General features: G+C 71.4%; 29 protein-coding genes. 12 read left to right on the top strand and 17 right to left on the bottom strand.

All coding sequences use genetic code 11. From position 1 onward, the window contains the following. Positions 1–362: 362 nt before the first annotated feature. The 4 genes from CF165_RS15065 to CF165_RS15050 are packed head-to-tail and all read left to right on the top strand — an operon-like array spanning position 363 to position 4,294. The gene (locus CF165_RS15065; RefSeq protein ID WP_093948130.1) at positions 363–2,927 is read left to right on the top strand and encodes a sensor histidine kinase; all 2,565 of its coding nucleotides are present in this window, start codon (positions 363–365) and stop codon (positions 2,925–2,927) included. Further along, positions 2,927–3,343 carry a roadblock/LC7 domain-containing protein gene (locus CF165_RS15060; protein ID WP_093948129.1) on the top strand — a complete coding sequence of 139 codons (417 nt, stop codon included), beginning with the start codon at positions 2,927–2,929 and terminating at the stop codon, positions 3,341–3,343. The genes CF165_RS15065 and CF165_RS15060 overlap by 1 nt, the downstream gene beginning before the upstream one ends. Beyond that, positions 3,340–3,711, top strand: coding sequence for a DUF742 domain-containing protein (locus CF165_RS15055; RefSeq protein WP_093948128.1), 372 nt, complete (start codon positions 3,340–3,342; stop codon positions 3,709–3,711). The genes CF165_RS15060 and CF165_RS15055 overlap by 4 nt, the downstream gene beginning before the upstream one ends. Next, positions 3,692–4,294: a GTP-binding protein gene (locus CF165_RS15050; RefSeq protein ID WP_004561734.1), complete on the top strand. Its 603-nt coding sequence runs from the start codon at positions 3,692–3,694 to the stop codon at positions 4,292–4,294. Before CF165_RS15055 ends, CF165_RS15050 begins: the two co-directional genes overlap by 20 nt. Before the next feature lie 24 nt (positions 4,295–4,318). Here the strand turns inward: CF165_RS15050 and CF165_RS15045 are convergent, their stop codons facing one another. Continuing rightward, complete coding sequence (locus tag CF165_RS15045) at positions 4,319–4,759, bottom strand: DoxX family protein (RefSeq protein WP_093948127.1); 441 nt, start codon at positions 4,757–4,759, stop codon at positions 4,319–4,321. Between the two features lie 111 nt (positions 4,760–4,870). Between CF165_RS15045 and CF165_RS15040 the strand changes: the two genes are divergently transcribed. Beyond that, the gene (locus CF165_RS15040; protein ID WP_093948126.1) at positions 4,871–5,338 is read left to right on the top strand and encodes an NUDIX hydrolase; all 468 of its coding nucleotides are present in this window, start codon (positions 4,871–4,873) and stop codon (positions 5,336–5,338) included. Here CF165_RS15040 and CF165_RS15035 read toward each other — a convergent pair. The 4 genes from CF165_RS15035 to CF165_RS15020 all read right to left on the bottom strand — a co-directional run bounded on the left by CF165_RS15035 (position 5,328) and on the right by CF165_RS15020 (position 8,807). Then, a complete protein-coding gene (locus tag CF165_RS15035) occupies positions 5,328–5,975 on the bottom strand; it encodes an HAD family hydrolase (RefSeq protein ID WP_093948125.1) in 648 nt (215 codons plus the stop codon). The two genes, CF165_RS15040 and CF165_RS15035, sit on opposite strands and share 11 nt — an antisense overlap. Before the next feature lie 86 nt (positions 5,976–6,061). Next, positions 6,062–6,853, bottom strand: coding sequence for an alpha/beta fold hydrolase (locus tag CF165_RS15030; protein ID WP_093948124.1), 792 nt, complete (start codon positions 6,851–6,853; stop codon positions 6,062–6,064). Between the two features lie 25 nt (positions 6,854–6,878). After that, a complete protein-coding gene (locus CF165_RS15025) occupies positions 6,879–7,529 on the bottom strand; it encodes a DUF998 domain-containing protein (protein WP_093948123.1) in 651 nt (216 codons plus the stop codon). Between the two features lie 156 nt (positions 7,530–7,685). Beyond that, on the bottom strand, positions 7,686–8,807 hold the full coding sequence (locus CF165_RS15020) for a metallophosphoesterase (protein ID WP_240521611.1): 1,122 nt from the start codon (positions 8,805–8,807) through the stop codon (positions 7,686–7,688). A 69-nt stretch (positions 8,808–8,876) separates the two neighbouring features. Between CF165_RS15020 and CF165_RS15015 the strand changes: the two genes are divergently transcribed. Together CF165_RS15015 and yidC are read left to right on the top strand one after the other, a co-directional pair. Continuing rightward, positions 8,877–9,149 (top strand): DUF6412 domain-containing protein, encoded by a 273-nt coding sequence (locus CF165_RS15015; protein WP_093948121.1) that lies wholly within the window; start codon positions 8,877–8,879, stop codon positions 9,147–9,149. 94 nt (positions 9,150–9,243) lie between these two features. Beyond that, positions 9,244–9,894: a membrane protein insertase YidC gene (gene yidC, locus CF165_RS15010; protein WP_093948120.1), complete on the top strand. Its 651-nt coding sequence runs from the start codon at positions 9,244–9,246 to the stop codon at positions 9,892–9,894. Positions 9,895–9,976: 82 nt separating this feature from the next. On the opposite strand, the gene CF165_RS15005 is transcribed toward yidC, so the two are convergent. After that, the gene (locus CF165_RS15005; RefSeq protein ID WP_093948119.1) at positions 9,977–10,396 is read right to left on the bottom strand and encodes a DnaJ family domain-containing protein; all 420 of its coding nucleotides are present in this window, start codon (positions 10,394–10,396) and stop codon (positions 9,977–9,979) included. A gap of 60 nt (positions 10,397–10,456) precedes the next feature. Between CF165_RS15005 and CF165_RS15000 the strand changes: the two genes are divergently transcribed. Continuing rightward, positions 10,457–11,227, top strand: a complete 771-nt coding sequence (locus CF165_RS15000; RefSeq protein WP_093948118.1) for a TetR/AcrR family transcriptional regulator — start codon at positions 10,457–10,459, stop codon at positions 11,225–11,227. Here CF165_RS15000 and CF165_RS14995 read toward each other — a convergent pair. Then, a complete protein-coding gene (locus CF165_RS14995) occupies positions 11,224–11,487 on the bottom strand; it encodes a hypothetical protein (protein ID WP_240521610.1) in 264 nt (87 codons plus the stop codon). The genes CF165_RS15000 and CF165_RS14995 overlap by 4 nt on opposite strands. Continuing rightward, entirely contained in the window at positions 11,484–12,653 is a 1,170-nt protein-coding gene (locus tag CF165_RS14990; RefSeq protein WP_093948117.1) for a lytic transglycosylase domain-containing protein, read from the bottom strand. Before CF165_RS14990 ends, CF165_RS14995 begins: the two co-directional genes overlap by 4 nt. A gap of 362 nt (positions 12,654–13,015) precedes the next feature. Between CF165_RS14990 and CF165_RS14985 the strand changes: the two genes are divergently transcribed. Beyond that, entirely contained in the window at positions 13,016–13,693 is a 678-nt protein-coding gene (locus CF165_RS14985) for a hypothetical protein (RefSeq protein ID WP_240521609.1), read from the top strand. A gap of 187 nt (positions 13,694–13,880) precedes the next feature. Next, positions 13,881–14,105, top strand: coding sequence for a hypothetical protein (locus CF165_RS50240; RefSeq protein ID WP_143268593.1), 225 nt, complete (start codon positions 13,881–13,883; stop codon positions 14,103–14,105). 79 nt (positions 14,106–14,184) lie between these two features. Here CF165_RS50240 and CF165_RS14980 read toward each other — a convergent pair whose 3' ends face one another. From CF165_RS14980 to CF165_RS14950, 7 genes are all read right to left on the bottom strand, one after another. Beyond that, complete coding sequence (locus CF165_RS14980; RefSeq protein WP_093948115.1) at positions 14,185–15,042, bottom strand: SGNH/GDSL hydrolase family protein; 858 nt, start codon at positions 15,040–15,042, stop codon at positions 14,185–14,187. Positions 15,043–15,114: 72 nt separating this feature from the next. After that, positions 15,115–16,611 carry an alpha/beta hydrolase gene (locus CF165_RS14975; protein ID WP_093948114.1) on the bottom strand — a complete coding sequence of 499 codons (1,497 nt, stop codon included), beginning with the start codon at positions 16,609–16,611 and terminating at the stop codon, positions 15,115–15,117. A gap of 242 nt (positions 16,612–16,853) precedes the next feature. After that, on the bottom strand, positions 16,854–18,260 hold the full coding sequence (locus CF165_RS14970; RefSeq protein ID WP_093948113.1) for an L-fucose/L-arabinose isomerase family protein: 1,407 nt from the start codon (positions 18,258–18,260) through the stop codon (positions 16,854–16,856). Positions 18,261–18,280: 20 nt separating this feature from the next. Beyond that, entirely contained in the window at positions 18,281–19,267 is a 987-nt protein-coding gene (locus CF165_RS14965; protein ID WP_093948112.1) for a substrate-binding domain-containing protein, read from the bottom strand. Positions 19,268–19,289: 22 nt separating this feature from the next. Continuing rightward, the gene (locus CF165_RS14960) at positions 19,290–20,291 is read right to left on the bottom strand and encodes an ABC transporter permease (protein ID WP_093948111.1); all 1,002 of its coding nucleotides are present in this window, start codon (positions 20,289–20,291) and stop codon (positions 19,290–19,292) included. Beyond that, positions 20,288–21,823 carry a sugar ABC transporter ATP-binding protein gene (locus tag CF165_RS14955; RefSeq protein ID WP_093948110.1) on the bottom strand — a complete coding sequence of 512 codons (1,536 nt, stop codon included), beginning with the start codon at positions 21,821–21,823 and terminating at the stop codon, positions 20,288–20,290. The genes CF165_RS14960 and CF165_RS14955 overlap by 4 nt, the downstream gene beginning before the upstream one ends. Positions 21,824–21,892: 69 nt before the next feature. Next, the gene (locus CF165_RS14950) at positions 21,893–22,912 is read right to left on the bottom strand and encodes a LacI family DNA-binding transcriptional regulator (protein ID WP_093948109.1); all 1,020 of its coding nucleotides are present in this window, start codon (positions 22,910–22,912) and stop codon (positions 21,893–21,895) included. A gap of 106 nt (positions 22,913–23,018) precedes the next feature. Between CF165_RS14950 and CF165_RS14945 the strand changes: the two genes are divergently transcribed. Continuing rightward, on the top strand, positions 23,019–23,528 hold the full coding sequence (locus CF165_RS14945; RefSeq protein ID WP_093948108.1) for a MarR family transcriptional regulator: 510 nt from the start codon (positions 23,019–23,021) through the stop codon (positions 23,526–23,528). Then, entirely contained in the window at positions 23,528–24,364 is an 837-nt protein-coding gene (locus CF165_RS14940; protein WP_093948107.1) for a DMT family transporter, read from the top strand. Before CF165_RS14945 ends, CF165_RS14940 begins: the two co-directional genes overlap by 1 nt. On the opposite strand, the gene CF165_RS14935 is transcribed toward CF165_RS14940, so the two are convergent. Then, complete coding sequence (locus CF165_RS14935) at positions 24,353–24,691, bottom strand: hypothetical protein (protein ID WP_240521608.1); 339 nt, start codon at positions 24,689–24,691, stop codon at positions 24,353–24,355. The two genes, CF165_RS14940 and CF165_RS14935, sit on opposite strands and share 12 nt — an antisense overlap. Before the next feature lie 242 nt (positions 24,692–24,933). Then, positions 24,934–25,830, bottom strand: coding sequence for an NHL repeat-containing protein (locus tag CF165_RS14930; RefSeq protein ID WP_240521607.1), 897 nt, complete (start codon positions 25,828–25,830; stop codon positions 24,934–24,936). Positions 25,831–25,893: the final 63 nt, after the last annotated feature.

Below are 25,893 nucleotides of genomic sequence, written 5' to 3'. Positions count from 1 at the left end.
GGCCCCGCCGGGACACACGATGGGACCGGGAGCGCCTCCGGTACTCACATACGTGCGTGGAACGGAAAGCCGCCCTGCGACGAAGGTCACGACTTACGGTGGTGGACTTTCGAAGCGCAGGCAGCAACTGTTGAAGGGTCACCGTTCCAAGATCACGTTCTCGCCACGGACTTGACGCGCCCTGGAGGGCTGCCTAACGTCGTCGCGGGCGAAGCAGACCACGGTGATGTTGATCCGGCTGGTCGGAATCCGGGTGCAGACCACCTCGGGCGACCCGAAACCATGTACTGCCGGAAGGAAAACGGACCCAGGTGAAGCAGATTTCTCTTCGACGCAACCGGGGATCCTCGATTCGGAAGCGCGTGCTCACGATCGCGCTCGTCCCCAGTGTCGCGCTGTTGCTCGTCGGTGTGGCTCTCGCGGGCTACCTGATCTACGACGCCGTCACAGGCCGGGACTACACCAACCGCATCCGGGGCTCGGAGGCCCCGTCGATCCCGTTCCTCGCCTCGCTGCAGCAGGAGCGCCAGGCCACGCTGAGCCTGCTCGCGGGCCAGAGCAGCCAGCGCGCCGCGCTCGCGGCCGTGCGGCCGAAGACGGACGAGAACGCCGCGAAGACGATCCAGTACCTCAAGGACAACTTCGCCGACTACGACGACACCCCGCCGAGCGTCCTGAAGAACATCACCACGTTCTTCGGGCTGTTCCAGCAGCTGCCGCAGAACCGTCAGGCGATCGACGGCGGCCAGATGCAGATCAACCAGGCCTTCGCCTACTACAACAAGATGATCGACCAGTTCACCGACGGCGTGGCCGGGCTCGCGCAGAACGCGCGCGGCGCCCAGAACGCGTTCGACCGGCTGACCGCCATCCCGCTGTTCACCGCGGCCGACGAGATGCAGCGCAGTGACGCGCTCGCCGCCGCCGGGCTGGCCGCGGGCGGGCTGACCAACGACGACTTCCGCGCCTACGTGGGCCAGGTCGGTGCCTACCACGCCCAGCTCGACGCGTCGGCGCCGAAGCTGATCCCCGAGGTCAAGGCCAAGTACGACCAGCTGCTGGCCAGCCAGCCGTGGCAGGTCGTGACCCAGGTGGAGACCGCGTTCCTGCGCGGCGACCTGTCGAAGCTGCCGGTACCGCAGGACCAGTGGCGTGCCGCCGCCCGCCAGGTCGGTTCCGCGCTGATGGGCATCTTCATCCTGCAGAGCTCGAACGCGAGCCAGGCCGCGATCGACGACGCGGACTCGACGTTCACCGAGTCGCTGATCGCCGGTGTGATCGCGGTCCTGTTCGCGGTCTTCGTGGTGTTCGTCGCCGTCCGGCTGTCGAACCGGCTCATCGGCCGGCTGCACCGGCTGCGCGAGGACACCCTCGACGCGGCCGAGGTGCGGCTGCCCGAGCTGGTCGCCCGGGTCCAGGCGGGCGAGCCCGTCGACCTCGAAGAGGGCGGTCACTTCCTCGACCACGGCACCGACGAGATCGGCCAGGTCGCCGACGCGTTCAACAAGGCGCAGCAGACCGCCATCGCGGCCGCCATCGAAGAGGCGAAGATCAAGGAGGGCACCAAGACGGTGTTCCTCAACATCGCCCACCGCAGCCAGGTCATCGTGCACCGCCAGCTCAAGGTGCTCGACCAGGCCGAGCGCAAGCAGGAGGACCCGGACCAGCTGGACACGCTGTTCCAGCTCGACCACCTCTCCACCCGCGCCCGCCGGAACGCGGAGAACCTGATCATCCTCGGCGGCGGGCAGCCGGGCCGTCAGTGGCGCAACCCGGTCGGGCTGGCCGAGCTGGTCCGCGGCGCGTCCGCCGAGACCGAGGACTTCGCCAGGGTCAAGACGGCGGTGCTGCCGCAGATCGCCGTCCGCGGCCCGGTCGTCGGCGACCTCGTGCACCTGCTCGCCGAGCTGATCGACAACGCGACGGCGTTCTCGCCGCCGCAGTCGCGGGTCGAGATCCGCGGCAACGTGGTCGGCAAGGGCGTCGTGATCGAGGTCGAGGACCAGGGCCTCGGGCTCGAGCCGGACCAGACCGAAGAGATCAACTCGATGCTGGCCAACCCGCCGGACTTCGGGATCATGGCGCTGTCCGACGAGCCGCGCCTGGGCCTGTTCGTGGTCGCGCGGCTGGCCGCGCGCCACGGCATCCAGGTGCACCTGCGGGAGTCGGCCTACGGCGGCACCCGGGCCATCGTGCTGGTGCGCACCGACCTGTTGGCTCCCTTGGCGGAGAGCGAGCCGGAGCAGCCGATCACCCCGCCGAAGCCGGAGCTCGTCCCGAACCTGGTCGAGCCGGAGCCGGTGAACGACGAGGTCGCGCCGCTCAAGCGGCCGCAGCGCCGCCCGGCGCGCCACCGCACCGAGCCGCCCGCCCCGCCGGCCCCCGAGACGGCGCCCGCGGCCGTGACACCGCCGCCCGCGGTCGTCCCGCCCGTGACCGTCCCGCCGCCGGCCCCGGCACTGGCGCCGCCGGCACCGTCCACCCAGCAGCCGCCGTCCGCGCCGACGCCGGTCCCGGTCGGGTCCGTCTCGGAGCCGATGAGCCAGCCGACGCAGGCCCAGCCGATCGCCCCGGTGCGGCCCCCCGCACCGCCGGCGCGGGTCTCGCGCCCGGCGCGTCCGGCCGCGCAGCAGCCGGCGTGGCCACCGCAGGAGCCGCGGGCCGCGACGACCCCCGAAGGCCGTCCGCAGCAGCCGCGCCGTCCCGAGGCACCCGGCCGCCCGCCGCTGCCGCAACGGCGACGTCAGCAGAGCCTCGTTCCCCAGCTGCGGGAAGACAAGCCCACGCCGGCCGCGGAACGCGAAGAGGTCAGGCTGGATTCGCCGGAGGTCGCCCGCAGCAGGCTGTCCGCTTTCCAGCAGGGCACCCGGCGGGCCCGTGACGAAGAGTTTTCCGAGAACGACGACAGGTACGGAGAGCGCGAGTAATGGTCAACTCAGGCGCCCACGAGCTCGACTGGCTGCTGGACGACCTCGTCAAGCGGGTCGCCGGGGCGGACCGGGCGGTGGTGCTGTCCTCGGACGGCCTGCTCATCGGAAGGTCCGGCAACCTTTCCGAGGAAGACGCAGAACACCTTTCCGCGGTCGCTTCGGCCTTCCAGAGCCTGGCCCGCGGCACCGGACGGCACTTCGGCGGCGGCAACGTCCGCCAGACGATGGTCGAGATGGACCACGCGTTCCTGTTCGTCACGGCGGCCGGGCGCGGCGCCTGCCTCGCCCTGCTGGCCCGCGAGGACGCGGACATGGGGCTAGTCGCGTACGAGATGAACCTGATGGTGAAGCGAGTCGGACAGGTACTCACCTCCGCGCCCCGTACCGGCGCCGGCGTCCAGCCCGCGCCATGAGCCCACGGCACGAAGCCTGGTTCGACGACGAAGCCGGTCCGCTGGTCCGGTCGTACGCGGTCACGGGCGGCCGCACCCGGTCGGACACGCTCGGGCTCGACCTCATCACGCTCGTCGTGGCGCTGCGCACGGCGCACGAAGCGGGCATGCTCGAACCGGAGTACGCGCGCATCATCGCCTTGTGCCAGCGGCCCGTCTCGGTGGCCGAGGTGGCCGCCCGGGTGGACCTCCCGCTGCCCGTGGTGAAGGTGATGCTGAGCGACCTCATCGAGCAGAACCTGGTGCTGTTCCGTACCGCGGCACCGGCACAGGAAACCCCCAACCGACACGTATTGCAGGCGGTCCTTGATGGCATCCGGAAACTCTGACCCCCGGCGGAACCTGACCGCGACCGCGGTCAAGGTACTCATCGCCGGCGGGTTCGGGGTCGGCAAGACCACGATGGTCGGTTCGGTGAGCGAAGTGCCGCCACTGCGGACCGAAGAGGTCATCACGACCGCGTCCGAAGGTGTCGACGACCTGTCCGGCGTCGAGCAGAAGACGACCACGACGGTCGCGCTCGACTTCGGCCGCATCACGATCAACCCGGACCTGATCCTCTACCTGTTCGGCACGCCCGGGCAGGACCGGTTCTGGTTCATGTGGGACGAGCTGGCGGAGGGCGCGCTCGGCGCCGTCGTGCTGGCCGACACCCGGCGGCTCGACAGCTGCTTCGCCGCGGTGGACTTCTTCGAGCGCCGCAACCTGCCGTTCGTCGTCGGCGTGAACTGCTTCGACGGCGCGTACCGGTACGGCACCGAGGAGGTCCGGCAGGCGCTCGACGTCGGCATGGACGTCCCGCTGCTGCTGTGCGACGCCCGCGAACGGGAGTCGACGAAGCAGGTGCTGACCAGCCTGATGGAACACGTGATGGCGCGGTCCGACCTGGCAGCCGCCCAGGGCGGCTACTGATCGGACCGCGCGCTCGCGTCTGGTTCAGCGACGCCGCTTGATCAGGTTGTCGAGCGCGAAGCGGCCCGGGCCGATCGCGGCGAACAGCAGGAAGACCCACGAGTAGACCGCGGCGGGCTCGCCCATGTTCTGCAGCGGCAGCAGGCCCATCGGGGCGTGCACGGTGAAGTAGGCGTAGGCCATCACGCCGGAGAGCAGGATCGCGGCCGGCCTGGCGGCGAGGCCCGTGAGCAGCAGCAACGCGCCCGCGAGTTCGAAGACGCTGCCCCACCAGCCGGGGAACGAGCCGAACGGGACGCCGCCGCCCTGGCCGTCGATGCCACCGAAGAAGCCGAATCCCTGCAGGCCGTGGAAGCCGAACAGGAACGAGATCACGATCCGGCTCGCGCCGACCACGAGGCCGGTGACCTGGGTCTTGGCCGGGGTGGCGGTGGTCTGGGTTTCGCGGGCGATGGTGGCGGTCATGGTGGGTTCCTTCCCTGGGTTCCGCTTGCCTTCTGCCTACGCGTCGAGCGGGTCACCGCCGGATCGACACCCGCGCGAAAAAATCTTGGAGCCTTTCGGGAGACTGTCTCCATGGCGGGCAAACAGAGTGCCGGGCTCCTGCTCTACCGCGGCCGCGGCGACGACGTCGAGGTGCTGCTCGGGCACATGGGCGGGCCGTTCTGGGCGAAGAAGGACGCGGCCGCGTGGTCGCTGCCCAAGGGCGAGCTGGACCCGGACGAGTCGCCGGAGAAGGCGGCGCGGCGCGAGTTCGAGGAAGAGCTGGGGCTGCCGGCGCCGGACGGCGAGTACGTCGAGCTGGGCGTGGTGAAGCAGTCGGGCGGCAAGGTCGTCACGGCGTGGGCGGTCGAGGCCGACCTCGACCCGGCTTCGGTGGTGCCCGGGACGTTCTCGATGGAGTGGCCGCCGCGGTCGGGCAAGCAGCAGGAGTTCCCCGAGGTCGACCGGGTCGAGTGGTTCTCCCTGACGGTCGCGCGGGAGAAGCTGGTGAAGGGCCAGCTGCCGTTCCTGGACCGGCTGCTGGCGCTGGTCAGCGGCTGAGCAGCGCCTCGAGGGGCTTGGCGGTGAACGACGGCAGCACGACGTCCGCCTGCCCGAAGTCGAGGCTCGCGGTGATGGCGTTCGGCACGGCGACGCAGGTCAGCCCGGCGGCCTTGGCGGCGGTGACGCCGTGCGGGGTGTCCTCGAAGGCGATGGCGTCTTTTGCCTTTGTTCCGAGTGCGGCCAGCGCGGCGAGGTAGAGGTCCGGATCGGGCTTGGCCCGGTGGAGGTCCCCGGTGAGAACGGCGTCGAAGTAGCGGTCGATGCCGAGCCGTTCGAGGTGCGGGTTCACCCAGGCCCCGGACGAGCTGGACGCGACGGCGAGCTTGAGGCCGTGGTCCTTCGCGGTCTCGAGGTAGCTCCGGACGCCTTCGCGGGGGCCGAGGGTTTCGAGGAGCTTCAGGACCCGGGCGCGCGTGTGGGGCCGCATCGCTTCGGGATCGATGCCCGGAGCGTGCTCGGCGAGCAGGGCGAACATCGCGGGCGTGGTGTGCTGGGTGCCGATGACGGCGTACCAGGCTTCCATCGGCAGCTCGGTGCCGTGTTCGCGGAAGACCTCCTGCCACGCCTGCAGGACGGCGGACTCGGTGTCGGCGAGCGTGCCGTCGAAGTCGAAAACCAGGGCGCGGGTGGGCACGCCTGAACCCTGCCCGGTCGGTGATCGTTCAGGCAAGCCGGTTGTGACGAGACCGGGTCCTGCCCTTCGAAACGGACGATCGCCGCCTAGCTCAGGAAGAACTTCGTCAGCAGCGGGGCCAGTGCCGGTGCCTTCACGATGTGCGTCTGGTCCGGCAGCGTCCGGTACTCCGCCGAGGGCAGGACCTTCGCCAGCGCCGACACGCCGTTGCGCATCCATTCCGGGCTCCGGCCGCCGTCGATGGCCAGGGTGGGGATCTTCACCTCCGGCCACGCCGCCGGCAGCGGGCGGCCCGACTGGTGGTCCGCCACCAGTGCCGTGTCGTACGGGATCGTGTGGGCCACTCGCTTGAGCTTCGCCCAGAACGGCATGATCCGCATCACCGCCACCGTCGCGTTGCCCAGGCCGACGCCTTCGGTCATGAACATCTTGACCGCCTTGCCGCGCTTCCCCGCCTTCAGTGCTTCGTCGAGACGGGCCGGGTAGTCGGCCGGGACGCGGGGGCGGGTGTCGTCCACGATGAACGGCGGTTCGTACACCGCCAGCTTCGGGACCGTGAGGCTGGGAGCCGCTTCGAGCGCCAGTGCGGCGCCGGAGGAGATGCCGAACAGGAACGCCTCGCCGCCCGCCTCCTTGACGAGTGCGGCGATGTCCTCGACTTCGCGCCCGACCGTGTACGGCCCGGTGTCCGTGCTCTCGCCGCGGCCGCGGCGGTCGTACGTGTACACCGTGAAGTGCGCGGCCAGCTCCTTCGCGAGCGCGTCGTTGGGGGACGAGCCGCGGTAGCACATCGCGCCGTCGACGAGGACGAGCGCGGGGCCGGAGCCGGCCTTCGTGTAGGCGATCTTCGTGCCGTCGGCGGAAACCGTCGTGCTCATGGGAACTCTCTCCTCGTCTTCTCGGTCAGGCGACGGTGCGCCGCATCAGGTGGGCGGAGGTCGTCGCGAGCCACGTCCAGGCGATCACCACGGCCGCCCAGAAGCCGAGCACCGCGACGGGGCTCGCCGATCCGGACGCTACGCCCGCGAAGCCGGCGACGAACAGCACCCCGCTGATTCGCGAGTACCACGCCCTGGCGGGCGTCAAGTGCGAGCCGATGGCGAAGCAGGCTCCGACCAAGGCGGCGAAGCCAAGGCCGCCGCAGACGAAGTGCAGGGTGCCGTGCCAGCTCACCGACGACGGCGGACCGGCGGGCGTGCCGAGCGGGAAGCCGTCCTGCGGGTCGGCGCGGAACACACCCGCGCACAGCAGGCTCACGCCGTAGCCGGCCAGCAGTCTCGGTCCCCACCGCCCGGGCAGAACCCGCCGGATCCCGGCCGCGGCGGCGAGGGTCAGCAGGCCGGTGAGGACGAAGTTCGTGATCTGGATCCAGCCGAGGTCGCCGTTCGCGAGCACGCTCGCCGGGTGCCGCGTGAGGTCGAAGCCGGCCCGGGTCAGGCCCTGGACCAGTCCGGTGCCGACGTAGAGGGGCCCGGCGAGGATCCCGCAGGCCAGCAGGGACCGGGTGGCCGAGGTGGGCAGGGCGCGGGTGGGGCTCAAGGCGGTAGTGGTCATGCTGACAGCCTGACACCCGACGATCGAGTCTGTCAAGACAAGAAAAATTGTCGGTGGCACCCAAGCGCCCCAATGTGGCGTTCGGTGCGTCCAGCGCACCGAACGCCACATTGGGTGCGTTGGACGCACCCAACGCCACATTGGGGTGTTTTGGGGTCAGGCGCGGCGCAGGGTGAGGAGCGTGATCTCGCTGGGCGCGAAGATCCGGAACGGCGGACCCCAGAACCCCGTGCCGCGGCTGTTGTACAGCTGGGTCTCCCCGTGCCGGGTCAGGCCGGACAGCGTCGGCTGGTCGAGCCGCACCAGGAGGTGGAACGGCCAGATCTGGCCGCCGTGAGTGTGGCCGGAGATCTGCAGGTCGACGCCTGCCTCGCGGGCCTCGCGTACCTGCTTCGGCTGGTGGGCCAGCAGCACCACCGGGACGTCGGCGGGCGCGCCCTCCAGCGCGCGGGCCAGGTCGGGGCCGTGGCCGGGCAGGCCGGACGCGGTGCCGGTCGGGTCGTCGATGCCGGCGAAGAGGATCCGGTCGCCGCCGCGTTCGAGCAACGTGGAGCGGTTGTGCAGGGTGTCCCAGCCGAGCCCTTCCATGTGGTCGAGCCAGGCCTGCGCCTCGCCGAAGTACTCGTGGTTGCCGGTGATGTAGAACCGCCCGAGCCCGGCCTGGACGCCGCCGAGCGGGTCGACCTGCTTGCGGCGCTTGGCCACCGCGCCGTCGGCGAGGTCGCCGGCGTGGCAGACGACGTCCGCCTCCAGGGCGTTCACCGCCGCGACGACCTGTTCCGACCACTTCGTCCGGTCGATCGGGCCGAAGTGGGTGTCGGTCAGCACGGCGACGCGCAGGCCGTCGAGCCCCGGCCCGAGCCGCGGGATGACGACGTCGACCGCCTTCACCGGCGGCACCCGCATGGCGACGCGGTTGCCGTGCACGAGCAGGACGGCGGCGACGAGCGCGACCGCGCCCGCGACGATCCGCGACCGCGCCGGGTCGTCGACGCCGAGCAGCCCGACGCGCGGCACCAGGCTCAGGACGGACCAGCTGAAGAGCACCCAGATCACGGCGAGCAGGGAGTCGCCGAGGCGCGCGCCGCCGTCGCGCTGGCGGCGGCCGTGGCCGCGGACCATGGCGACCGGCATGGTCACCAGGCCCAGCGCGAACACCGCCGTGCCGGCGATCGTGGCCGCCGTGCCCCAGTCCGGCGCGAGCACGAGCGTCCACCACGGGACGGCGAACAGCAGGAGCAGCGCCAAGATCGGCACGACGACTAGTTGGCCTCTCATCGAACCAGGTTACAGCCCATCGGGCTGTTAGCGTTTCGCTACTCTGGTGGTGGAAGGAAGGGGGACGCCGTGCACACGGTGCTGGAGCTGGCGTTCCCCGTGCTGGCCAGCCCGACCGCGCTGGTCGCCTTCGCCTCCCTCGCCGCCGCGAGCCTCCTGGTCGTCCTGCTTGTCGGCAGCACGCACCGCGCCGAGCTCGCGTTGTGGTCGGCGCCGGTGCGCAGCCGCGCCACGGCGTTGCGCCGCCGGGCCCGGCGCGCCGAGTCGATCCGGCTCCGCGACCCGGGCAGGCCGGGCCGGAGCCGCCCACGAGCACCCGGTTCCCGCAGCACGGCTGCGTAGAACCGCTTCGACGTAGAACCGCTTCGACGCAGAACCGCTTCGACGCAGCCATTCCGCCGACCCCATCCCTTTCACCCCTTGCGGAGTGCTGCCCATGTTCGGCTTTCTCGACGTTCCCGTCGCTGGCGCGTACCACCTGATCCACGCGCTCACCGGCCCGCTCTCGACGGCGCTGGCCATCGTCGCCTTCACCCTCGGCGTGCGGCTGCTGCTGCACCCGCTCGCCCGGTCGGCGGCCCGCGGCGAACGCGCCCGTGCCGCCCTGATGCCGGAAATCCGGACCCTGCGGGAGAAGCACGGCGGCGACCGGGACCGGCTGGCCGCGGAGATGACGAAGCTGCAGCAGGAGTCCGGGACCTCACTGTTCGCCGGCTGCCTGCCCCTGCTGCTGCAGCTGCCGTTCTTCACCGTCATGTACCGGCTCTTCACGACGCCCACGATCGGCGGCGAGCCCAACTCGCTGCTCGGCTCGACCCTGTTCGGGACGCCGCTGGGCGCGCACGGCCTGGCCGGCAGCCCGCTCGTGTTCGTGATCGCGGCCGGGCTCGCCGTCGTCGCGTGGTTCTCCGTGCGGTGGCAGGACCGCCACCGCGACGCGACCGCGGACGTTCCCGGCGGGAAGCTGCTGCGGCTGCTGCCCTACGGCAGCGTGCTCGCGACACTGGTCCTGCCGCAGGCCGCCTGCCTCTACCTGCTCACCACGAACGCGTGGAGTGCGGCGGAGCGGGCGTTGCTGTGCCGATAGTACTAGTCCGGCCACAGCCACGGCCGATGGCTTAGCAGCAACGGTTACGTGCTGCGTGAGGGTCGGCCTACTTTTGGCCGGACTAGTACTGCGACGCGGCTCGTGAGCGCCGCCAGTCCGCCACGGCCTCCTCGACGTCCACCAGCGCGACCGTGAGCGGCGGGCCGGTGTGGTGGTTGAGGTAGGCCTGGCGGATCCGCCGGTTGAGGTCCTCGACGAGCTCCCGCACGCGCTGTTCGGTGCGTTCCGCGGCGAGGGTCTCCGGCAGGTCCTGGACTTCGCGCTTGAGCGCGAGGGCCGGCGGCAGCAACGCCTTGGTGTCGTGCCCGCCCTTCTTGACCTCGCGGAGCACCCAGTCGGTGGCCGCGTCGTTGCCGGTGGGCTTCGGCAGCGGCTTCCCGGTGCCGGGCAGGTCGTCGAACTCGCCGCGTTCGCGGGCTTCGGCGATCTGCCGGTCCACCCACCAGCGGAAAGCGACCTTGGGTGGTTTGCGTCGCGTCATCTCCTCACGCCCCCTCCGTCCCCTTCCAGGGTAATGTCCGAGCGAGACCGAGGGGAGCGCATGACCGTCGAACGCACTGGTGCCGAGGACGTCGACCGGACGCTCGCGCTGCTCTGGCGGGCTCGCGGCGGCGCCCCCGAACCGACCAGGGGCCGTCGTCCGACGCTGACGATCGAGCGGGTCGTCGCCGCCGCGATCGCGGTCGCGGACGCCGAAGGGCTCGCCGCGGCGTCGATGCACCGCGTCGCCAAGGAGCTCGGCGCGGGCACGATGACGCTGTACACCTACGTGCCCGGCAAGGCCGAGCTGGTGGACCTGATGGTCGACGACGTGCTCGTCGAGCGGCGGCTGCCCGGGCCGGGCGAGCCGCGGCCCGGCGACTGGCGCGAGCAGGTCGCGCTGTACGCCGAACGGACGTGGGCGGCCTACCGCGGTCACCCGTGGCTGTGCGAGGTGTCGCGGGTCCGGCCGCCGCTCGGGCCCGGCCAGCTGGCCGGGCAGGAGTACTTGCTGTCCATTATGGACGGTCTGGGGCTGTCGCCGCGGCAGGCGGTCGCGGCGGCCAACGGGATCGGCACGTACGTCGACGCGAACGCGGCGCTCGGCGCGGAGGACGCGCGGCTCGAACGCAGCACCGGTCAGTCGACCGAAGCCTGGTGGCACCAGCGGTCTTCGTTCTGGGAGAACTACTTCGTGGTCGACGCGCACCCGGCGATGAACCGGATCTGGCTCGGCGGCGGGTTCGACCAGAGCGCCAAGGCCCAGGGCGACGCGGCGTACGCGTTCGGCCTCGACCGGATGCTCGACGGCATCGAAGCCCTGGTCCGCTAGCGCCGGCTGCGCCACCGCAGCCGGCGTCGCTCCTGGCGGGGTACCGAAGGCGGTTCGCCGTCCCCGCGCAGGATGTCGCGGCACACCGGGTCGAACCGGCCCGGCGCCTCGATCATCGGCGCCGCCAGCACCACGTGCCCGCACACCGCCCGGAACCGCCCGTCGTGCCGCCCCGCCGCGAACTCGTCCTCGGTGACGGCATGGGTGTAGCCGTCGGTGTCGCAGCGGATGTGCACCAGGAACGGCTCCACCGGGCTCATCCGGCCGGGGTGGTGGTCGTCGTTTCGGTGGTGGTGCCCGCGGAGTCGGCCGGGGTGTTGGCCGCGGTCGTCGTCGCCGGGGGCGTGGTGGTGGTCGAGGTCGTCGGCGGCGTGGTGGGCGTCGACGGGTCCGTGGTCGGGGAAGGCTTCGTCGTCGTCGGCTTGGTGGACGGCGGGGTCGTCGTCCCGGACGGGGTGGTGCCGGCCGGCAGCGAGCCCGGCGGCAGGGCGGTCACCGGCGGCGCGGGCGTAACCGGGGGCGCGGGCGGAGCCGGGAGGGCCGCCGGGCTGCCCGCCGCGGCGTCGCCGGGGGCGTCGGCCGCGCCGATCGGCACCTGGCTGTCGGGCAGCTGGGCCACCCCGCCGCGGTAGGCCGCGGCCCACGCCATCACGGTGTCCACATAGGACTGCGAGTTGTTGTAGCGGCGCACGGCGATGCGCTGCCCCGCGTCCGTCGAGAGGTCCAGCCCGCCCGAGCACAGGTAGCGCGCGGTGGCCAGTGCCTCGTCGTAGATGTTGTTCGGGTTCGACACGCCGTCGCCGTTGCCGTCGGAGGCGTAGCCGCGCCACGTCGACGGGATGAACTGCGTCGGGCCGACCGCGCGGTCCCACCGGGCGTCGCCGTCGTACTTGCCGCCGTCGGTGTCCGGGATCGCGGCGAACGCGCCGGCGCCGTTGAGCACCGGGCCGAGGATCGGCTCGAGCGTGTCGCCCGCCGCGTTGACGTAGCCGCCGCGGGCGTGGTTCGACTCGATCCGGCCGATGCTCGCGATCAGTGCCCAGTCGAGGTGGCAGTTCGGCTGCTCCTTGGCGAGGATGTCGGCGGCGTTCTTGTACGCCTTGAGCATGCTGCCCGGGATGCCCAGCGGCCCGGAGATGCCCGCCGAGCCGGCGCGGCCGCCCGGCACGACCAGCGGCTCGGGCAGCGGCGGCTGGGGCAGGCTCCCGTCGACGGCGATCGGCGGCATGACGATGTTCGGCTGCTGGAGCGGCGCGGCGGCCCGGTCGGGCAGAACGTTGCCGTTGCCGGCGTCGGCGACCACGACCGGCGTCGGCAGGCCGGTCGTCAACGTGGGCAGCACGACGAGCGCCCCACCCGCGAGCGCGGCCGCGGTCCGCCGGACCGCCGATCGCGTGCTCTTGCGACGTGGCCGGTGCTTCGGCATGGTGCGTCCCCGCTTCCCTCGATCTGTTCGCTGATCGCCTCACCCGATCGGCCTCACCCACCGGTACTGACCGGTAGGAGCAAGCTATCCGATGGAACCGAACTTTGGCGAATGGAACAGCGAAATCCGGCCGTGGCGGAGAAGTTCGTCTGGATGGCACAAAACCTTCGTAGGAAATCTGTCAAATTCACCAGGACTTGACGGGGTGCCGAGGACAGTCCGGCCACGCGTTCCCCGCGGAAGTGTGCGCGGCGCTTGCCCGAACCGAGGGTGAACGAGCCTTTACAGGACGCTGGACCATTCCTATGATCGGCCGTCCGGACGCGTTGCCGCCGTCCGGCCGGCCCATGGTGGAGGGTTTGATGGCACGCAGGGCTCCGCGCCGAGAGCAGGTCACCGTCGCCGACCTGCTGGTCCGGTCCGAAGCGGCGCGCGACCGTTATCGGGACGAGGACACACTCGTGCTTCCGCGGGCACGCCACCGCGAGAAATCGCCGGTACTGCGTTCACTGGCGCGGCTGCGGGTGTTCTCCGTGGTCGCCGGGGCGCTCGCGTTGACCGGCGGGGTCAGCGCGGCGGTGTCGATGCCGGTCGAGCGGAGCGCGGGCGCGACGTGGCCACCGGTCGGCCTGGAGCCCCCGCCGGTCGCCCTGGTGCCGTTGCCGCCGCCGTCGCACGCCGCGGTGCCACCGGCCAAACCGGCTCCTGATTCCGTAGCGCCGCCCGCGGATTCGGGTGGGATTTCCCCGGCAGTCGTCGACCCGGAACCGAATTCCGTCGATCCGGTAGCGCACCGCGGCAAGCTCGCGCGAGCGGTGAAGATCGTCTCCAAGGCGAAGGTGCCGGAGCCGGCGAAACCGAAGCCGCAGCAGCAGGTGATGCCGGTGCGCCACGAGATCCCGGACGTCCCACTCTGGTCGCGCGGCCGCCCTGCGGCGCCGGATTGGCAGGCGCCGTCCGCGGGCCGCCGCCCCGCCGGGAACTGGTCCTTCGGCGGCGGGCACCATGGTTGCGGCGGCGGCGGTCGTCACCGTCGCTGACGCTGCGAGCCGAGCGGAATCCGGTACTGCGGGTTTTCCCAGGTCGGACGGTCGTCAATGGTCAGAACCCCGGTGATGATCATGCGGCGAGGCTGACCGACCGGACAGAACTCGCCAGTAAGGTGACGAACCCGAATCAGATTCATAGAATCGGGGTCCCGGTCGGCAAAGCAAGCGGAGGTTCCCGATGGCGCGCACGGCGCACCGTGCCAGTGGCAGGCCAGTCACGGTGGGGGAGCTGATGCTCCGGCCGGATGTCCACGGCAGGCGCCGCCCCGAAGACCTCGAGGTGCTGGAACTGGCCTACCGGATGCGACGCAGGATCGGCCCGGAACCGGCGGTCCGGGCGGCGTCCCCGGGTGCTCGCGCGCTGGCGGTGGTCACCGGCCTCTGGCGGCGCAGGCCGCGGTAATGGATTTTCGGGGTGAATCACCTCCGGCCTACAACGAGAGTGTCGATTTCCCCCAGCCGTATCTTGAAATTCCGGCAACTCAATGAACAGCCACGGCAAGCGCGGCAGCCAACGCCCAATGTCCGGCGGCCGTGGGATGAACATCGCACCCCCCGCCGGGCAGCGGAATCAGCAACCCGGCGGCGCACGGATCCCCGCCGGCACGCAGGGAAGCCCACCGGAACGCCGTGAAGCCGTCGGCGACGAACCCGTGGTAGCGACGGGTCACCTGAGCCAAAGCCGCGTCGATGGCCTTCACCCGCGCGACCTGAACCGGATCGCGGTAGTCGAGCGAGTAGTACGACACCAGCGCCAAGTCGCCGCGGTAGTGGGCGCGCACCGCCCCGAGGATGGCCGCGAGGTTCCGGCTCACCTGGTCGAGCGCGGCGGGGAACGAGCTCGTGCACTGGTCCGGCGTGGTGTCCTGGCAGAGGAACAGGTCGTTGGCGCCGATGGTCAGCGTCACCAGCCGGGTGTCCGGGTGGGTGCGCAGGTACCGCACCGCGTACTCGACCTGGGTGCCGGGATAGCTGACGTGCAGCGGGAACGACGTCCGGTAGCCGGCCGGGGAACCGAGGGAGTTCTCGCAGCCGTTGCTCTGCGCGCCCGGCGTCAGCATGCTCGCCGTCGTTTCGCCGGGGCAGGACGCGTTCGCCAGCCGAAGCCCGCGTAAGGATGCGTATTTCTCCGCGTATCCGCGGAAGTTGGCCGGGTTCAGGTAGTCCGCGGGCGGGGTGACGGCACCCGGCCGGTAGCCGAACGCCACCGAATCACCGAGGGCGAGGTATCCGCCGTGGGTGGGCCTGGCTTCCGCCGGCGCCGTCGTCAGCGAAGCCAGCGCGAGGACGACCGCGGCTCCGGCCAGGATCCGGTGGAAAGTCCTGCTCCTGAACCCCATGTCCGGCTCCCTTCCCCGCAGCGTCGCGTGGCCGGAACCGATTCTGCTCGGTCCGGCCACGCGACGGAAGCGTCAGAAGGCGGTTGCCGACGGCGGTTTCGGTCCGGCGACCCGGGCCTGCGCCGTGCCCGGCTCGACCGCGGCGCAGTGCGTGCCCTCGGCCGGGAGCTTGCCGGTGATCAGGTAGTCGTCGGTCGCCGTGACCACGCACTGGCTTTTCTTGAAGTACGCGCCGTGGCCCCAGCCGTCGTAGGTGAGCAGCGTGCTGCCGCTCTGCCGGGCCGCGGCCCGCGACCACGAATACGGCGTCGCGGGGTCGTGCTTGCTGCTCAGCATCAGCAGGGGCGGCGCACCGTGCGGCCGCAGGGGGTGCTGCGGGTTGTCGGCCTGGCCCGGCCAGCCGATGCAGCCGGTGATCGCGGCCCAGCCCAGCGAGCTGACCTTGACGTCCGGGGCGAACGCCGCGGCCGCACGACGGTAGGTCTCGAGTTCGGCGAAGTTGTGGACCGGCAGGTTCCAGTCGTCGCAGAACACGCTCTGGAACACGGTGTTGACCGGGATGTCGTCCTTCAGCTTCGCCGACGCGGCCGGCTTGGCGCCGTCCGCGAACGACTTGAGCGTTTTCGCCAGCAGGTCCCAGTCCGGGCCGTAGAAGTGGGCGCGGATGATCGACGCGAGGTCCAGCGGCGTGAGGGGCTCACCGCTCTGCGGATCCTTCAGCTCCCCGCGCGCGGCCTTGTCCTGAAGGGCGCGCGTCAGCTTGGAGACGTCCTGGCCGTGCAGCGCGCAGCTCGGCGTCCGGCCGCACCACGCGGCGAACTCGCCGAACTCCGCCTGCACCGACTGCGTTTCGCTGTCGAGGAACCCCCACGTGGTGAACTGCGAGTGGTCCATGTTGCTGTCCAGCACGAGCGCGCGGACCTTGTCCGGGAACAGCTCGGCGTACTGCTGGCCCATCAGCGTGCCGTAGGAAACGCCGTAGTAGGTCAGCTTCCGGTCGCCGAGCGCGGCGCGGATGGTGTCCATGTCCCGCGCGACGCTCTTGGTGTCGCCGAACCGCGCCAGCGGCCCGGTGAGCCGGGCGCAGCTTTCGCCGAGCTTCCGGTTGTACTGCGCGAGCTGCTCGAACTCGGCCTGGTTGCGCGGCACCACGGGGTGGTCGGCGATCAGCTCGTCGAGCCCGCACTTGATCTGGGTGCTGGCGCCGACGCCGCGCGGGTCGAAACCGACGGTGTCGAACCGCTTGGTGATCTCCGGCGAAAGTGTCCAGCCGTACTTGACCTCCTCGACGCCCGATCCGCCGGGGCCGCCCGGGTCCATCAGGATCGAGCCGATCCTGGCCTGCGGGTCCGTGGCCTTGCGCCGGGCGAGCGCGACCGTCGTGGTGCCGCGGTCCGGGTGCGCCCAGTCGATCGGCACGGTCACCGCGCCGCAGTCGATCTCCGGCGCGTCCGCACACGGCTTCCAGTCGACGGCTTCGGCCGCCGAAGCCGGTGCCGCCGTCAGCAGGCTGCCCAGTACCGCTGTCGCCGCCACGGCCGTCAGCAGCCGCTTGCGTACGTCCACCATCGCGAGCCCTCCCCTTACCGACAGTGCCTGACCCGCTCCAATAAATCACCGATCCGGTGCGCGCGCCAGCTTCCCAGGTGAATCGGCCTGAAGTGTCCACTGTGGACGATCAAGTGGAGGAGAACGGATCTCGATGAGGCTGACCCCCAGATGCAGTCTCATCGAGATCCGGGCCGGCCGCGACGATCGGGCCGTGAGCAGCCCCCGTTTTCCACGCTACCGGCGGGCACCGACAGTTTCGCTCAGCCGCGGGTGAACTCGTCCAGGGTCATCCCCAGCAGGTCGCACACCTCCCTGAGTTCAGGCCGTAGGTCACCCGGTACGGCGTGGATGTGGTTGGCGCCGAAGCGCGAAAGGAAGGTTTCCGCGGGCACGTCGAGCCGGGCGAACGCGTGGGGCCACTCCGGGGTCGACTGCGCCTCCAGCGCCGCGGTCGTGGCCTCGTCGTAGTTCTCGAACTCGCCCGGCATCAGCTGCAGGCGGTAGGCGCCGTCGAGCCGGGTCAGCCGGGCCAGCGTCATCCGCCCCGGTGCGGCGATGTGGTGCACCGAAGCGCCGCCGGCCGGGAAGAAGAACACTTCCGGGTGCAGTGTCACGCGGGCCAGGTTCTCCGCCGGGTCGTCGCTGCGGGCGGCGAACCACGTCGCGTGCTGGCCGGAGTTGCACAGGTCCCAGATGTCCCGGTCCGCGTGGTAGTGGCGGACGTCGGCGAAGAGCACCGGCGTGCCCGACAGGTGCTTCATCAGCTGCATGGTGAGCGCGCCGTCCATGTCGGCTTCGGTCGCGCACACGTGCGTCTCCTTCGGGCCGTTCCAGTCGTACGGGTCGTTGAGGAACGCCTCGGCGACGTCCATCGTCGCGAAGTGCCGGGTCAGCTCGGGCTGGCCCTTGACGCCGGTGAAGTCCAGGTGCCATTCGTCGATGAGCGACCGCATCGCGAGGTACGCCCCGATCTGCCGCTCCAGCAGCTCGGGGGTCAGCTTGACGCCGTCGTAGCGCACGGTCGCGTGCCGCTCCAGCCACTCCCTTGCCGTCCGCTTCTCCGCCGGATCGGCCGCTTCGGCGCGCCGGACGATCTCCCACTGGTCGATCTCCTCGACGTCGATGCCGAACTGCCGCTGCCACTGGTCGGTGTTGGCGACGGCGGTGTTCATCCCCATCGGCCGCCCGCCGATCCGGCCGAACGTGCTGCCGCGCAGCTTCGCCACGGCGGCCGCCGCGTTCCCGCGCGTCCCGATCGTGGCGACGACGGACGCCGGGTCGCCCCAGAGCCGGGTGTGCCGCCGCCCGATCTGGTCCAGCGCGCCGCCCGCGGCGAGCATCCCGACCATGCCGGGCTGCACCGGGTCCGGGTTGGCCACCAGGACCAGCGGCCCGCGGAGCGCACCCGCGGCGAGCATCGTGAAGTGCGGGAAAGCCCAGACGCAGTAGTGCAGCACGGTCAGGTCCACCCCGGCCGCCTCGATCTCGCGGCCGGCCGAGGTGGCCTCGGTGTTGGCGAACACCGGCGTCGAGGCCCGGACGACCTCGTGGCCCGCTTCGGCGAGGGCCGCGGCCAGCCTGTCCTCGGTGCTGCGGACGAACTCCACGATTCCACTGTGGACGTAGTCGCGGCCGTCGGAGAGGCTGATCAAGCCGATGCGTGCCATGCCGGTTCCCTTCCGTGGTTTCAGCGGTTGGCTCTCGCGTACACCTCGGCGGCGTTCGCCCGGGTGACGAGCTGCGTCGGCAGCAGCTGCGTCTTCGGCAGCTTGGCGCAGTCGACGAGGATGCTCTTCGCGGACGCCACCGCTTCGCGCCCGCCCGTCGGGTAGACGAACGTCGCCGCGAGGCGGCCGGCTTCGACGGCCTTGATCCCGCCGGGCGGGATCGGCAGGCCGTCGATGCCGAGGAACTTGACCTTCTGGTCCAGCCCGGCCGCCTTCGCGGCGAGGTAGGCGCCTTCGGCCATCGGGTCGTTCTGGGCGTAGACCGCCTGGATCTCCGGATGCGCCTTGAAGATCGCGTCCGCCTGCTGCTGTGCCTTCTCGCGCAGCCAGTCGGCGTCCACAGTGGTCACGATGTCGATGCCGCGGCCCTCGATGCCCTTCGCGAAGCCGTCCTGGCGTTCCTTGGCCGGGGTGGATCCGGCGAGCCCGCGGATCTCGGCGATCTTCCCGCCCCGCGGCAGGATCTCCGCCGCCAGGTACTGCCCGGCCTGCCGTCCGATGTCGACGTTGTCGGCGCCGATCCACTGCGTGTACGCGTCGCCGTCGACCTTGCGGTCCAGCACCAGGACCGGGATGCCCTTGTCGTAGGCCTTCTTCACCACCGCCGTCAGCGGGGTCGCCTCGTTGGGGCTGATGATCAGCAGGTCGATCCGCCGGGTCAGGAAGTTCTCGACGTCGGCCACCTGCTTGGCGTTGTCCTGCTGCGCGTCGGCGAACTCGACGGTGAACTGCGGGTACTGCTTCGCCGCACGGGCGATGTCGTCGTCCATCTGCTTGCGGTACGGCTCGGCGAGGTTGGCCTGGCTGACGCCGATGGTGTACTTGCCGTCCTTGCCCTTGCATGCCTGCGCGGACGTCGATGCGCCCTGGCCGGAGTTCTCGTGCGTGGTGCCGCAGGCGGTCGCGGCCAGGACGAGCACGAGGATCGCCCAGTGCTTTCCGGACATTTCCTTCTCCCCTCTTTCGCGGTCAAGGCGCGGGACGCAGCCGCTGCAGTCCGGCGGCGGCGACGATCACCAGGCCCTTGATCAGCAGCTGCACGTTCGGGTCGACGCTGTTGAGCGCCAGGATGTTGTTGAGCACGCCCAGCAGGAGCGCGCCGGCGACGGTGCCGGACACCGAGCCGCGGCCGCCCGACAGCGCGGTGCCGCCGATCACGACGGCGGCGATGGCGTCGAGCTCGTAGCCGCCGCCGTCGTTCGGGCTGCCCTGGTTGAGCTGGCCGGCGTGGATGATCCCGGCGAGCGCGGCCAGTAGCCCGCTCAGCCCGTAGACCAGTACCTTGACGCGGGTGACGGCGACGCCGGACAGGCGCGCGGCTTTTTCGTTGCCGCCGATCGCGTAGACGTGCCGGGCGAACGCGCTGGTGCGCAGGAACGCGATGGCCGCGACGGCGACCACGGCGAAGATCACCGCCGGGACCGGCACCAGCCCGTTGAACGTCCGTTCGCCGAGCAGCGAGAACGCGACCGGTGCCTCGCCGGGGCCGTCACCGTAGGAGATCTGCACGCCCTGGCCGCCCGACCAGATCCGGGCGAGCCCGCGGGCGACCTGCAGCCCGGCCAGCGTGACGATGAACGCCTGGATGCCGAACACCGCCGACGCGATCCCTTGCAGCAGGCCGAAGACCAGGCCGGCGGCGAGGACGACGAGCACGGCCGGGAGCACTCCGAGGCCGTCGTCGACCAGCAGGACCGCCGAGCCGACCGCGGCGAGCCCGAGCACCGCGCCGACCGACAGGTCGATCCCGCCGATCAGGATCACGAACGTCATGCCGACGGCGATGATGCCGATCTCGGAGATCGCGCGGACGACGTTGAAGAGGTTGTCGCCGGTGAGGAAGTCCGGGAACCCGTCGTGGGACGGCGAGAACGCGATCGCCGCGGCGAGCACGAGCACCAGGCCGAACAAGCTCTGGAAGCGGAACAGCGCGTTCGCGACGCGCCCGGGCAGGAACTCGGTGGTGGTCATCGGATCCCCCTGCCGCTCATCGCTGCGGCGAGCAACTCGGCTTCCCCGGCGTCGTGTGTGTCGAGTTCCTGGCCGCCGCGGCCTTCGTGGAGGACGACGACGCGGTCGCACAGCCCGACCAGCTCGGCGGGTTCGGACGAGGCGAGCAGCACGCCGATGCCGCGGGCGGCCGCGGCGGCCAGCAGCTGGTAGATCTCCGCCTTCGCCCCGACGTCGACGCCGCGGGTGGGCTCGTCGAGCAGCAGCAGGGCCGGTTCGGTGAGCAGCGCCCGGCCGAGCACGACCTTCTGCTGGTTGCCGCCCGAGAGCGCGCCGGCCGGGTCGGCGAGCGCGCCCTTCACCTTCAGCTCGCCGAGCATCGCGGCGGCGGTTTCGTTCTCGCGTCGCCGGGTCAGCAGGCCCGCCGTCGCCAGTCTGTCCACAACGGACAGTACGGTGTTCGCGCGGACCGAGTGGTCAAGGGCCAGGCCCGCGATCCGGCGGTCCTCCGGCACCAGCGCGAGCCCGAGCTTGACGGCCTGCCGCGGGCTTCCCGGCCGGATCTCCCGGCCGCCGAGGTACACGCGCCCCCGCCACTGCCCGGGCGTGCCCGCGCCGAAGAGCGTCTCCAGCAGTTCGGTGCGGCCCGAGCCCAGCAGGCCGCCGAGGCCGACGATCTCCCCGGCGCGCACGGTGAGCGAGATGCCGCCGGGTTCGCGGCGGCCGGCCCGGTGCCGTCGCGGACGCAGCGCGAAGTCGTCGAGGCGGAGCAGCTCGCCGCCGGTTTCGCCGTGTTCGAGGCGGAACAGCGCCTGGACCGGGCGGCCGAGCATCGCTTCGGTGACCTGCTCGGCGGTCAGGTCGCGCGCGGCGAACTCCCCGGCGACCCGGCCGTTGCGCAGCACGGTGGCCCGGTCGGCGATCCGCCCGATTTCTTCGAGCCGGTGGGAGATGTAGACGATCCCGGCGCCCGCCTCGCGCAGTTCGTCGATCACCTTGAACATCCGCTCGACCTCGGCGCCGGTGAGCGCGGATGTCGGCTCGTCCATGATCAGCACCCGGGCGTCGAGGGCGAGTGCCTTGGCGATGGCGACGAGCTGCTGCTCGCCGGTGCGCAGCTCGCCGACGGCGCGTTTCGGGTCGAGCGCGATCCCGGTGCGGGCGAGCAGCTCCCGCGTCTCGCGATGCATCTTCTGCCGCGCGACGACGCCGGCTTTCGTGTGCGGCTCGCGGCCGAGGAAGATGTTGGCGGCGATCGAAAGCCCGGGCACGAGGTCGAGCTCCTGCGGGATCATGGCGATGCCGTGCCGTTGCGCGTCGGCCGGTCCGCCGAAGACGACGGGCTCGCCGTCGATTTCGACGGTGCCGCGGTGCCCGGTGACGTCTCCGCAGAGGATCCGCATCAGCGTCGACTTGCCGGCGCCGTTTTCCCCGAGCAGCGCGTGCACCTCGCCGCGGCGCACGGTGAAGCCGACGCGGTCGCAGGCGAGCGTGCCGCCGTAACCCTTGCTGACGCCGGCCATCGCGACCAGCGGAGTACCCGGCTCTTCCATGACACCCCTCGCGTCGGCGGAAGATGGGAGTAATCGATTACTCGACGCTAGGGCGGGTACGGAGGTGTGTCAAGCGTCACTCGGGCAGACTCCGGGGCGGGTCGTGCCGGCCCGGACGATGAGCTGGGCCGCCAAAGTCGTGGTGGTCGCCGGGTGGTCGACGCCGCCGGCGATGCGGTCGAGCAGCAGGCGTGCCGCCAGCCGGCCCATCGCGTAGGCCGGCTGGGCGACGACTGTCAACGGGGGCGAGATCAAGGTCGCCCACGGTGCTTCGTCGAACGAAACGATTCCGACGTCGCGGCCCGAGCGCAGGCCCAGCCCGGCCATCGCCTGCAGTACGCCCACCGCCATCGTGCTGCTCGACACCAGGAGCGCGTCGGGCCGATCGGACCTCGTCAACAGCTGGGTCGCGGCTTCACGGCCGCCGGTTTCGCGGAATTCGCAGCGTCGAACCCACTTCGCCGCGTATTTCAGGCCTGCTTCTCGGAGTCCTTCGCGGTAACCGTCGAGCCGCTCGTCCGCCGTGGTGACGCCCGGTGGCCCGGCGATGCAGCCGATCCGCCGGTAGTCCTGGGAAACCAGGTGCCGCACGGCTTCCCGGGCCGCGGTGTGAGAGTCCACGAGCACCGCGTCGCAGTCCACCGAGTCGAGGCGGCGGTCGATCGTCACGATCGGCGTGCGCTGCGCGATCAGCGGCTCGACGTCACTGTCGCGGGTGGTCGGCGACATGATCACGCCCGCGAGCCGTTCCTGCGCCGCCACCTCGACGTACCGGCGTTCCTTGGCGGTGTTCTCGTCCGAATTGCACAGCATCACCGAGAACCCCGCGGCCTGCGCCATGTCCTCGACCCCTCGCGCGATCGCCGTGAAGAACGGGTTCTCGACGTCGGAGATGATCAGCGCCAGCACCGCGGTTTCGCGGCGGCGCAGGCTGCGTGCGAGGCCGTTCGGCGTGTAGCCGAGCTCCGCCACCGCCCTGGCCACCTGCTCCGCCAGCGCCGGGTCCACTGTGGACTTGCCGTTGAGCACCCGCGAGACGGTCGCGGTCGAGACACCGGCCAGTGCCGCCACGTCCGAGATCGTCGCCACCCGCGTCCTCGATCACTTGAGCCGACAGTGTTCCGAGCTCACGATAGCGCGACAGTAATCGATTTCCCGTCTTGTTCGTGTCCCGATTCCGTGTTATGCATGAGTAATGCATGAACTGCGGCTGGCGAACCTGCTCGGCGCGGCGGTGCTGAACCTGTCCGACCGGATGACGGGCGCCGCCGCGGCGGCCGCCGGTGTCAGCGTGAGCGGGACCGCCGCCCTGGTCGTCCTCGCCGAGTTCCCCGGGCTCGGCGGCACCGAGCTGGGCCGGCGGATCGGGCTCAGCCAGCCGGCCTGCGCGCGGATGCTCGACCAGCTCGAAGCCCGTGGTCTCGTGCGGCGGCAGGCGAAGACCGGCCGCGCGGTCGCCGTCGTGCCGACCCCGGCCGGGCGCGAGGCCGCCGCCCGTGCGCTCGAGGCGCGTCAGGACGTCCTGGTCACCGCTCTGCGCGCGGTGCCCGGCCACGCCGCGCTCGAACCGTTGCTGGAGTCGCTGCTGCGGGGCCTGCACGCCGAAGTCCGCTCGGGCGACCTGATGTGCCGGCTCTGCGACCGTCCGGGCTGCGTCGCCGAGCGGCGGATCTGCCCGGTCGGGCAGGCCGAAAGGAGCTCCTGATGGGAAACGTCCTCGCGCTCGTGTCGGCCCTCTTCTTCGGGGTCACGCACTTCGTCAGCGGGCTGGTGTCCCGCCGGGCACCGGGCATGACCGTGTCGCTGTACGCCCAGGTGGCGGGGACCGTCGTGACCGTCCCGTTCGCCGCGCTCGCCGGGTCCGGAACGCCGGACGCGGCGGCACTCGGCTGGGGCGCGCTCTCCGGCGCGGGCACCGGGGTCGGCGTCGCCTTCCTCTACCGCGCGATGGGCAAGGGGGCGATGAGCCTGGTTGTGCCCGCGAGCGACGTCGCCGCGGTCGTCCTGCCGGTCCTGTTCGGACTGGTCCTTTTGGGGCAGCGGCTCTCGTTCGTCGCGCTCGCCGGCGTCTGCTGCGCGGTGCCGGCGTTGTGGCTGGTCTCCCGGTCACACGGGGACGCCGCCGTCCGGACAGCGGCGGGCATCCCGGACGCCTTCGTCGCCGGGCTCGGCTTCGCGGTCCAGTTCGTCGCGCTCTCGCGGATCCCGGCGGAGGCGGGCTTCTGGCCGGTGGTGCTCAGCCGCGCGGTCTCGGTGGTGGCCATCGCGGGCCTGGTCGCGGCGACGCGGGCGCCGTGGCGGCTGCCGTCGCGGCTGCTCGCTCCCGCCGCGTTCGCCGGGGCGTGCGGCAGCGCGGCGATCGTGCTCTACCTGCTCGCGGCGCAGCACCAGCTGCTAGCGGTCGCGACGGTGCTCGCCGCGCTGTACCCCGCGGTGCCCGTGCTGCTCGCCCTGATCTTCCTGCGGGAACGGCTGAGCCGGGCCCAGGTGGCCGGGCTGCTCGGCGCGGGCGCGGCGATCGCGCTCGTGTCACTGGGCTGAACGGCGGCCGGTGGCGGCGCCCCGCCACCCGCGTCCCGCGGCCAGGCCCCGGTAGTGTTCCAGCGCCGCCACGGATTCGGTGACCTGCTCGAAGCTGGGCAGCGCGCGCACGTTCGCCACGAGCGTCATGTCCTTGCGCGGGATCTGCACGAAGCACACCTCGACGCCGGACCGTTCGGCCTCGGCGGCGACGAGCTCCCGCCAGCTCGCGAGGTCGTAGTCGTCCCCGAGCCATTCGTGCAGGTAGACACACCACTTCCCGCGCAGCAGCTCGCCCGCGATGGCTTCGACGCCGACCAGGTACGGCTCGGTCACGTGGTCGGCCACGACTGTTCCCCGGTACACCAAGGCACTGCATCCCTCCTGCACCCGGCGGTGACCCCTACCGCCGGAAAGCGCTCTCTCGGCGGGTGCCTCCCCGCTCCCGCCGAGCAGCGCGAACCCCGGTGACCGATGACGGGCACCGGGGTCCGCCAACTTACCGGTGGATTTGGTTCACAGCAACCATTTCCCGTGATCGCCGGAAAGCGCGTGCACAATCGGCGTGCGGATGCACGTGCCGAATCCGGTCACCGCAGGCACGTGCGCAGCAGGTTGGGCGAGCCGCCGAAGTAAGCGCTGTCGGCGACGTACAGCGTGTCACCGCGGAGGGCGACCGATGTCGGGTTGGCCAGGCCGTCCGAAATGGACAGGATGGTGCGGGTGCCGTCGCGATCGACGGTGACGACCCGGTTCTCCTGGTTGACGGCCACCACGACGGTACTGCCGTGGAAGGCGAAGTCGTCGACCGGCCCGAGCCCGGTGGCGACAACCCGCCCCGGCGCTCCGGTGAGCGGGAGCCGGACCAGCGTGCCGCGGTCCAGGTTGGACACCCACACCGCGCCGTCGTGGACTTTCACGCCGTTCGCGCCGAAGCCGCTCACCGGGGCGAGCAGATCGCCGGTGGCCCAGTCGGTGACCTGCCCGGTGCGCGGCGAGACGCGCCGGACGACCGAGCCGAACGAGTCGGCGACGAAGAGGTCGCCACCGGCGGGATCGAGCGCGACGCCGTTGTGGAAGCCGGACGGCGGCAGCGCGGCCACCCGCACCGGCGCGGTTCCGGCCCGCACGCGGTAGAGGCCGGTCGCCGCCGTACCGGTGGAAACGGCGACGTACAGGTCGCCGCCTGGGGCCCGCACGATGCCGCCGAGGAACAGCTTCCGGTGCACCACCGGGACGTCGCCGTCGGCGGGGACGGGAATCCGGGCGATGACACTCACCTGCCCGCCGGGGGTGACCCGGCCGATTTCGCCGGTGTAGGCGAAGGTGAGGTCGGCGGAGCCGTCGGGCTCCAGCGTGATGTTTTCCGGTTGCTGCCCGGCGGCGAGGTCGAGGGGGATGATCCTCGACGTCGCTTCGGCGGGCGCGGCCGGGAGGGCCAGCACGGCGGCCGCGGCCAGCGCGAGGCCAATCTGCTTGATACGCAAGGGAAACTCCGGTTCGTGAAGGGAGCGGCGAAAAGAACCCCAGATCGCCGTGCCCTCGACCGT

The organism is Amycolatopsis vastitatis (genome assembly GCF_002234595.1).
Classification (GTDB): Bacteria; Actinomycetota; Actinomycetes; order Mycobacteriales; family Pseudonocardiaceae; genus Amycolatopsis; species Amycolatopsis vastitatis.
The sequence above is the reverse complement of the archived record's forward strand: the minus strand, read 5'-3'. Positions and strand labels throughout refer to the sequence as shown.

Excerpts from the sequence above, each read along its gene's own strand:
- CF165_RS15060 (WP_093948129.1), top strand. The coding sequence starts at position 2,927 with ATGGTCAACTCAGGCGCCCACGAGCTCGACTGGCTGCTGGACGACCTC.
- CF165_RS15055 (WP_093948128.1), top strand. The coding sequence starts at position 3,340 with ATGAGCCCACGGCACGAAGCCTGGTTCGACGACGAAGCCGGTCCGCTG.
- CF165_RS15050 (WP_004561734.1), top strand. The coding sequence starts at position 3,692 with ATGGCATCCGGAAACTCTGACCCCCGGCGGAACCTGACCGCGACCGCG.
- CF165_RS15045 (WP_093948127.1), bottom strand. The coding sequence starts at position 4,759 with ATGACCGCCACCATCGCCCGCGAAACCCAGACCACCGCCACCCCGGCC.
- CF165_RS15040 (WP_093948126.1), top strand. The coding sequence starts at position 4,871 with ATGGCGGGCAAACAGAGTGCCGGGCTCCTGCTCTACCGCGGCCGCGGC.
- CF165_RS15030 (WP_093948124.1), bottom strand. The coding sequence starts at position 6,853 with ATGAGCACGACGGTTTCCGCCGACGGCACGAAGATCGCCTACACGAAG.
- CF165_RS15025 (WP_093948123.1), bottom strand. The coding sequence starts at position 7,529 with ATGACCACTACCGCCTTGAGCCCCACCCGCGCCCTGCCCACCTCGGCC.
- CF165_RS15020 (WP_240521611.1), bottom strand. The coding sequence starts at position 8,807 with ATGAGAGGCCAACTAGTCGTCGTGCCGATCTTGGCGCTGCTCCTGCTG.
- yidC (WP_093948120.1), top strand. The coding sequence starts at position 9,244 with ATGTTCGGCTTTCTCGACGTTCCCGTCGCTGGCGCGTACCACCTGATC.
- CF165_RS15005 (WP_093948119.1), bottom strand. The coding sequence starts at position 10,396 with ATGACGCGACGCAAACCACCCAAGGTCGCTTTCCGCTGGTGGGTGGAC.
- CF165_RS15000 (WP_093948118.1), top strand. The coding sequence starts at position 10,457 with ATGACCGTCGAACGCACTGGTGCCGAGGACGTCGACCGGACGCTCGCG.
- CF165_RS14995 (WP_240521610.1), bottom strand. The coding sequence starts at position 11,487 with ATGAGCCCGGTGGAGCCGTTCCTGGTGCACATCCGCTGCGACACCGAC.
- CF165_RS14990 (WP_093948117.1), bottom strand. The coding sequence starts at position 12,653 with ATGCCGAAGCACCGGCCACGTCGCAAGAGCACGCGATCGGCGGTCCGG.
- CF165_RS14985 (WP_240521609.1), top strand. The coding sequence starts at position 13,016 with ATGGCACGCAGGGCTCCGCGCCGAGAGCAGGTCACCGTCGCCGACCTG.
- CF165_RS50240 (WP_143268593.1), top strand. The coding sequence starts at position 13,881 with ATGGCGCGCACGGCGCACCGTGCCAGTGGCAGGCCAGTCACGGTGGGG.
- CF165_RS14980 (WP_093948115.1), bottom strand. The coding sequence starts at position 15,042 with ATGGGGTTCAGGAGCAGGACTTTCCACCGGATCCTGGCCGGAGCCGCG.
- CF165_RS14975 (WP_093948114.1), bottom strand. The coding sequence starts at position 16,611 with ATGGTGGACGTACGCAAGCGGCTGCTGACGGCCGTGGCGGCGACAGCG.
- CF165_RS14970 (WP_093948113.1), bottom strand. The coding sequence starts at position 18,260 with ATGGCACGCATCGGCTTGATCAGCCTCTCCGACGGCCGCGACTACGTC.
- CF165_RS14965 (WP_093948112.1), bottom strand. The coding sequence starts at position 19,267 with ATGTCCGGAAAGCACTGGGCGATCCTCGTGCTCGTCCTGGCCGCGACC.
- CF165_RS14960 (WP_093948111.1), bottom strand. The coding sequence starts at position 20,291 with ATGACCACCACCGAGTTCCTGCCCGGGCGCGTCGCGAACGCGCTGTTC.
- CF165_RS14955 (WP_093948110.1), bottom strand. The coding sequence starts at position 21,823 with ATGGAAGAGCCGGGTACTCCGCTGGTCGCGATGGCCGGCGTCAGCAAG.
- CF165_RS14945 (WP_093948108.1), top strand. The coding sequence starts at position 23,019 with ATGCATGAACTGCGGCTGGCGAACCTGCTCGGCGCGGCGGTGCTGAAC.
- CF165_RS14940 (WP_093948107.1), top strand. The coding sequence starts at position 23,528 with ATGGGAAACGTCCTCGCGCTCGTGTCGGCCCTCTTCTTCGGGGTCACG.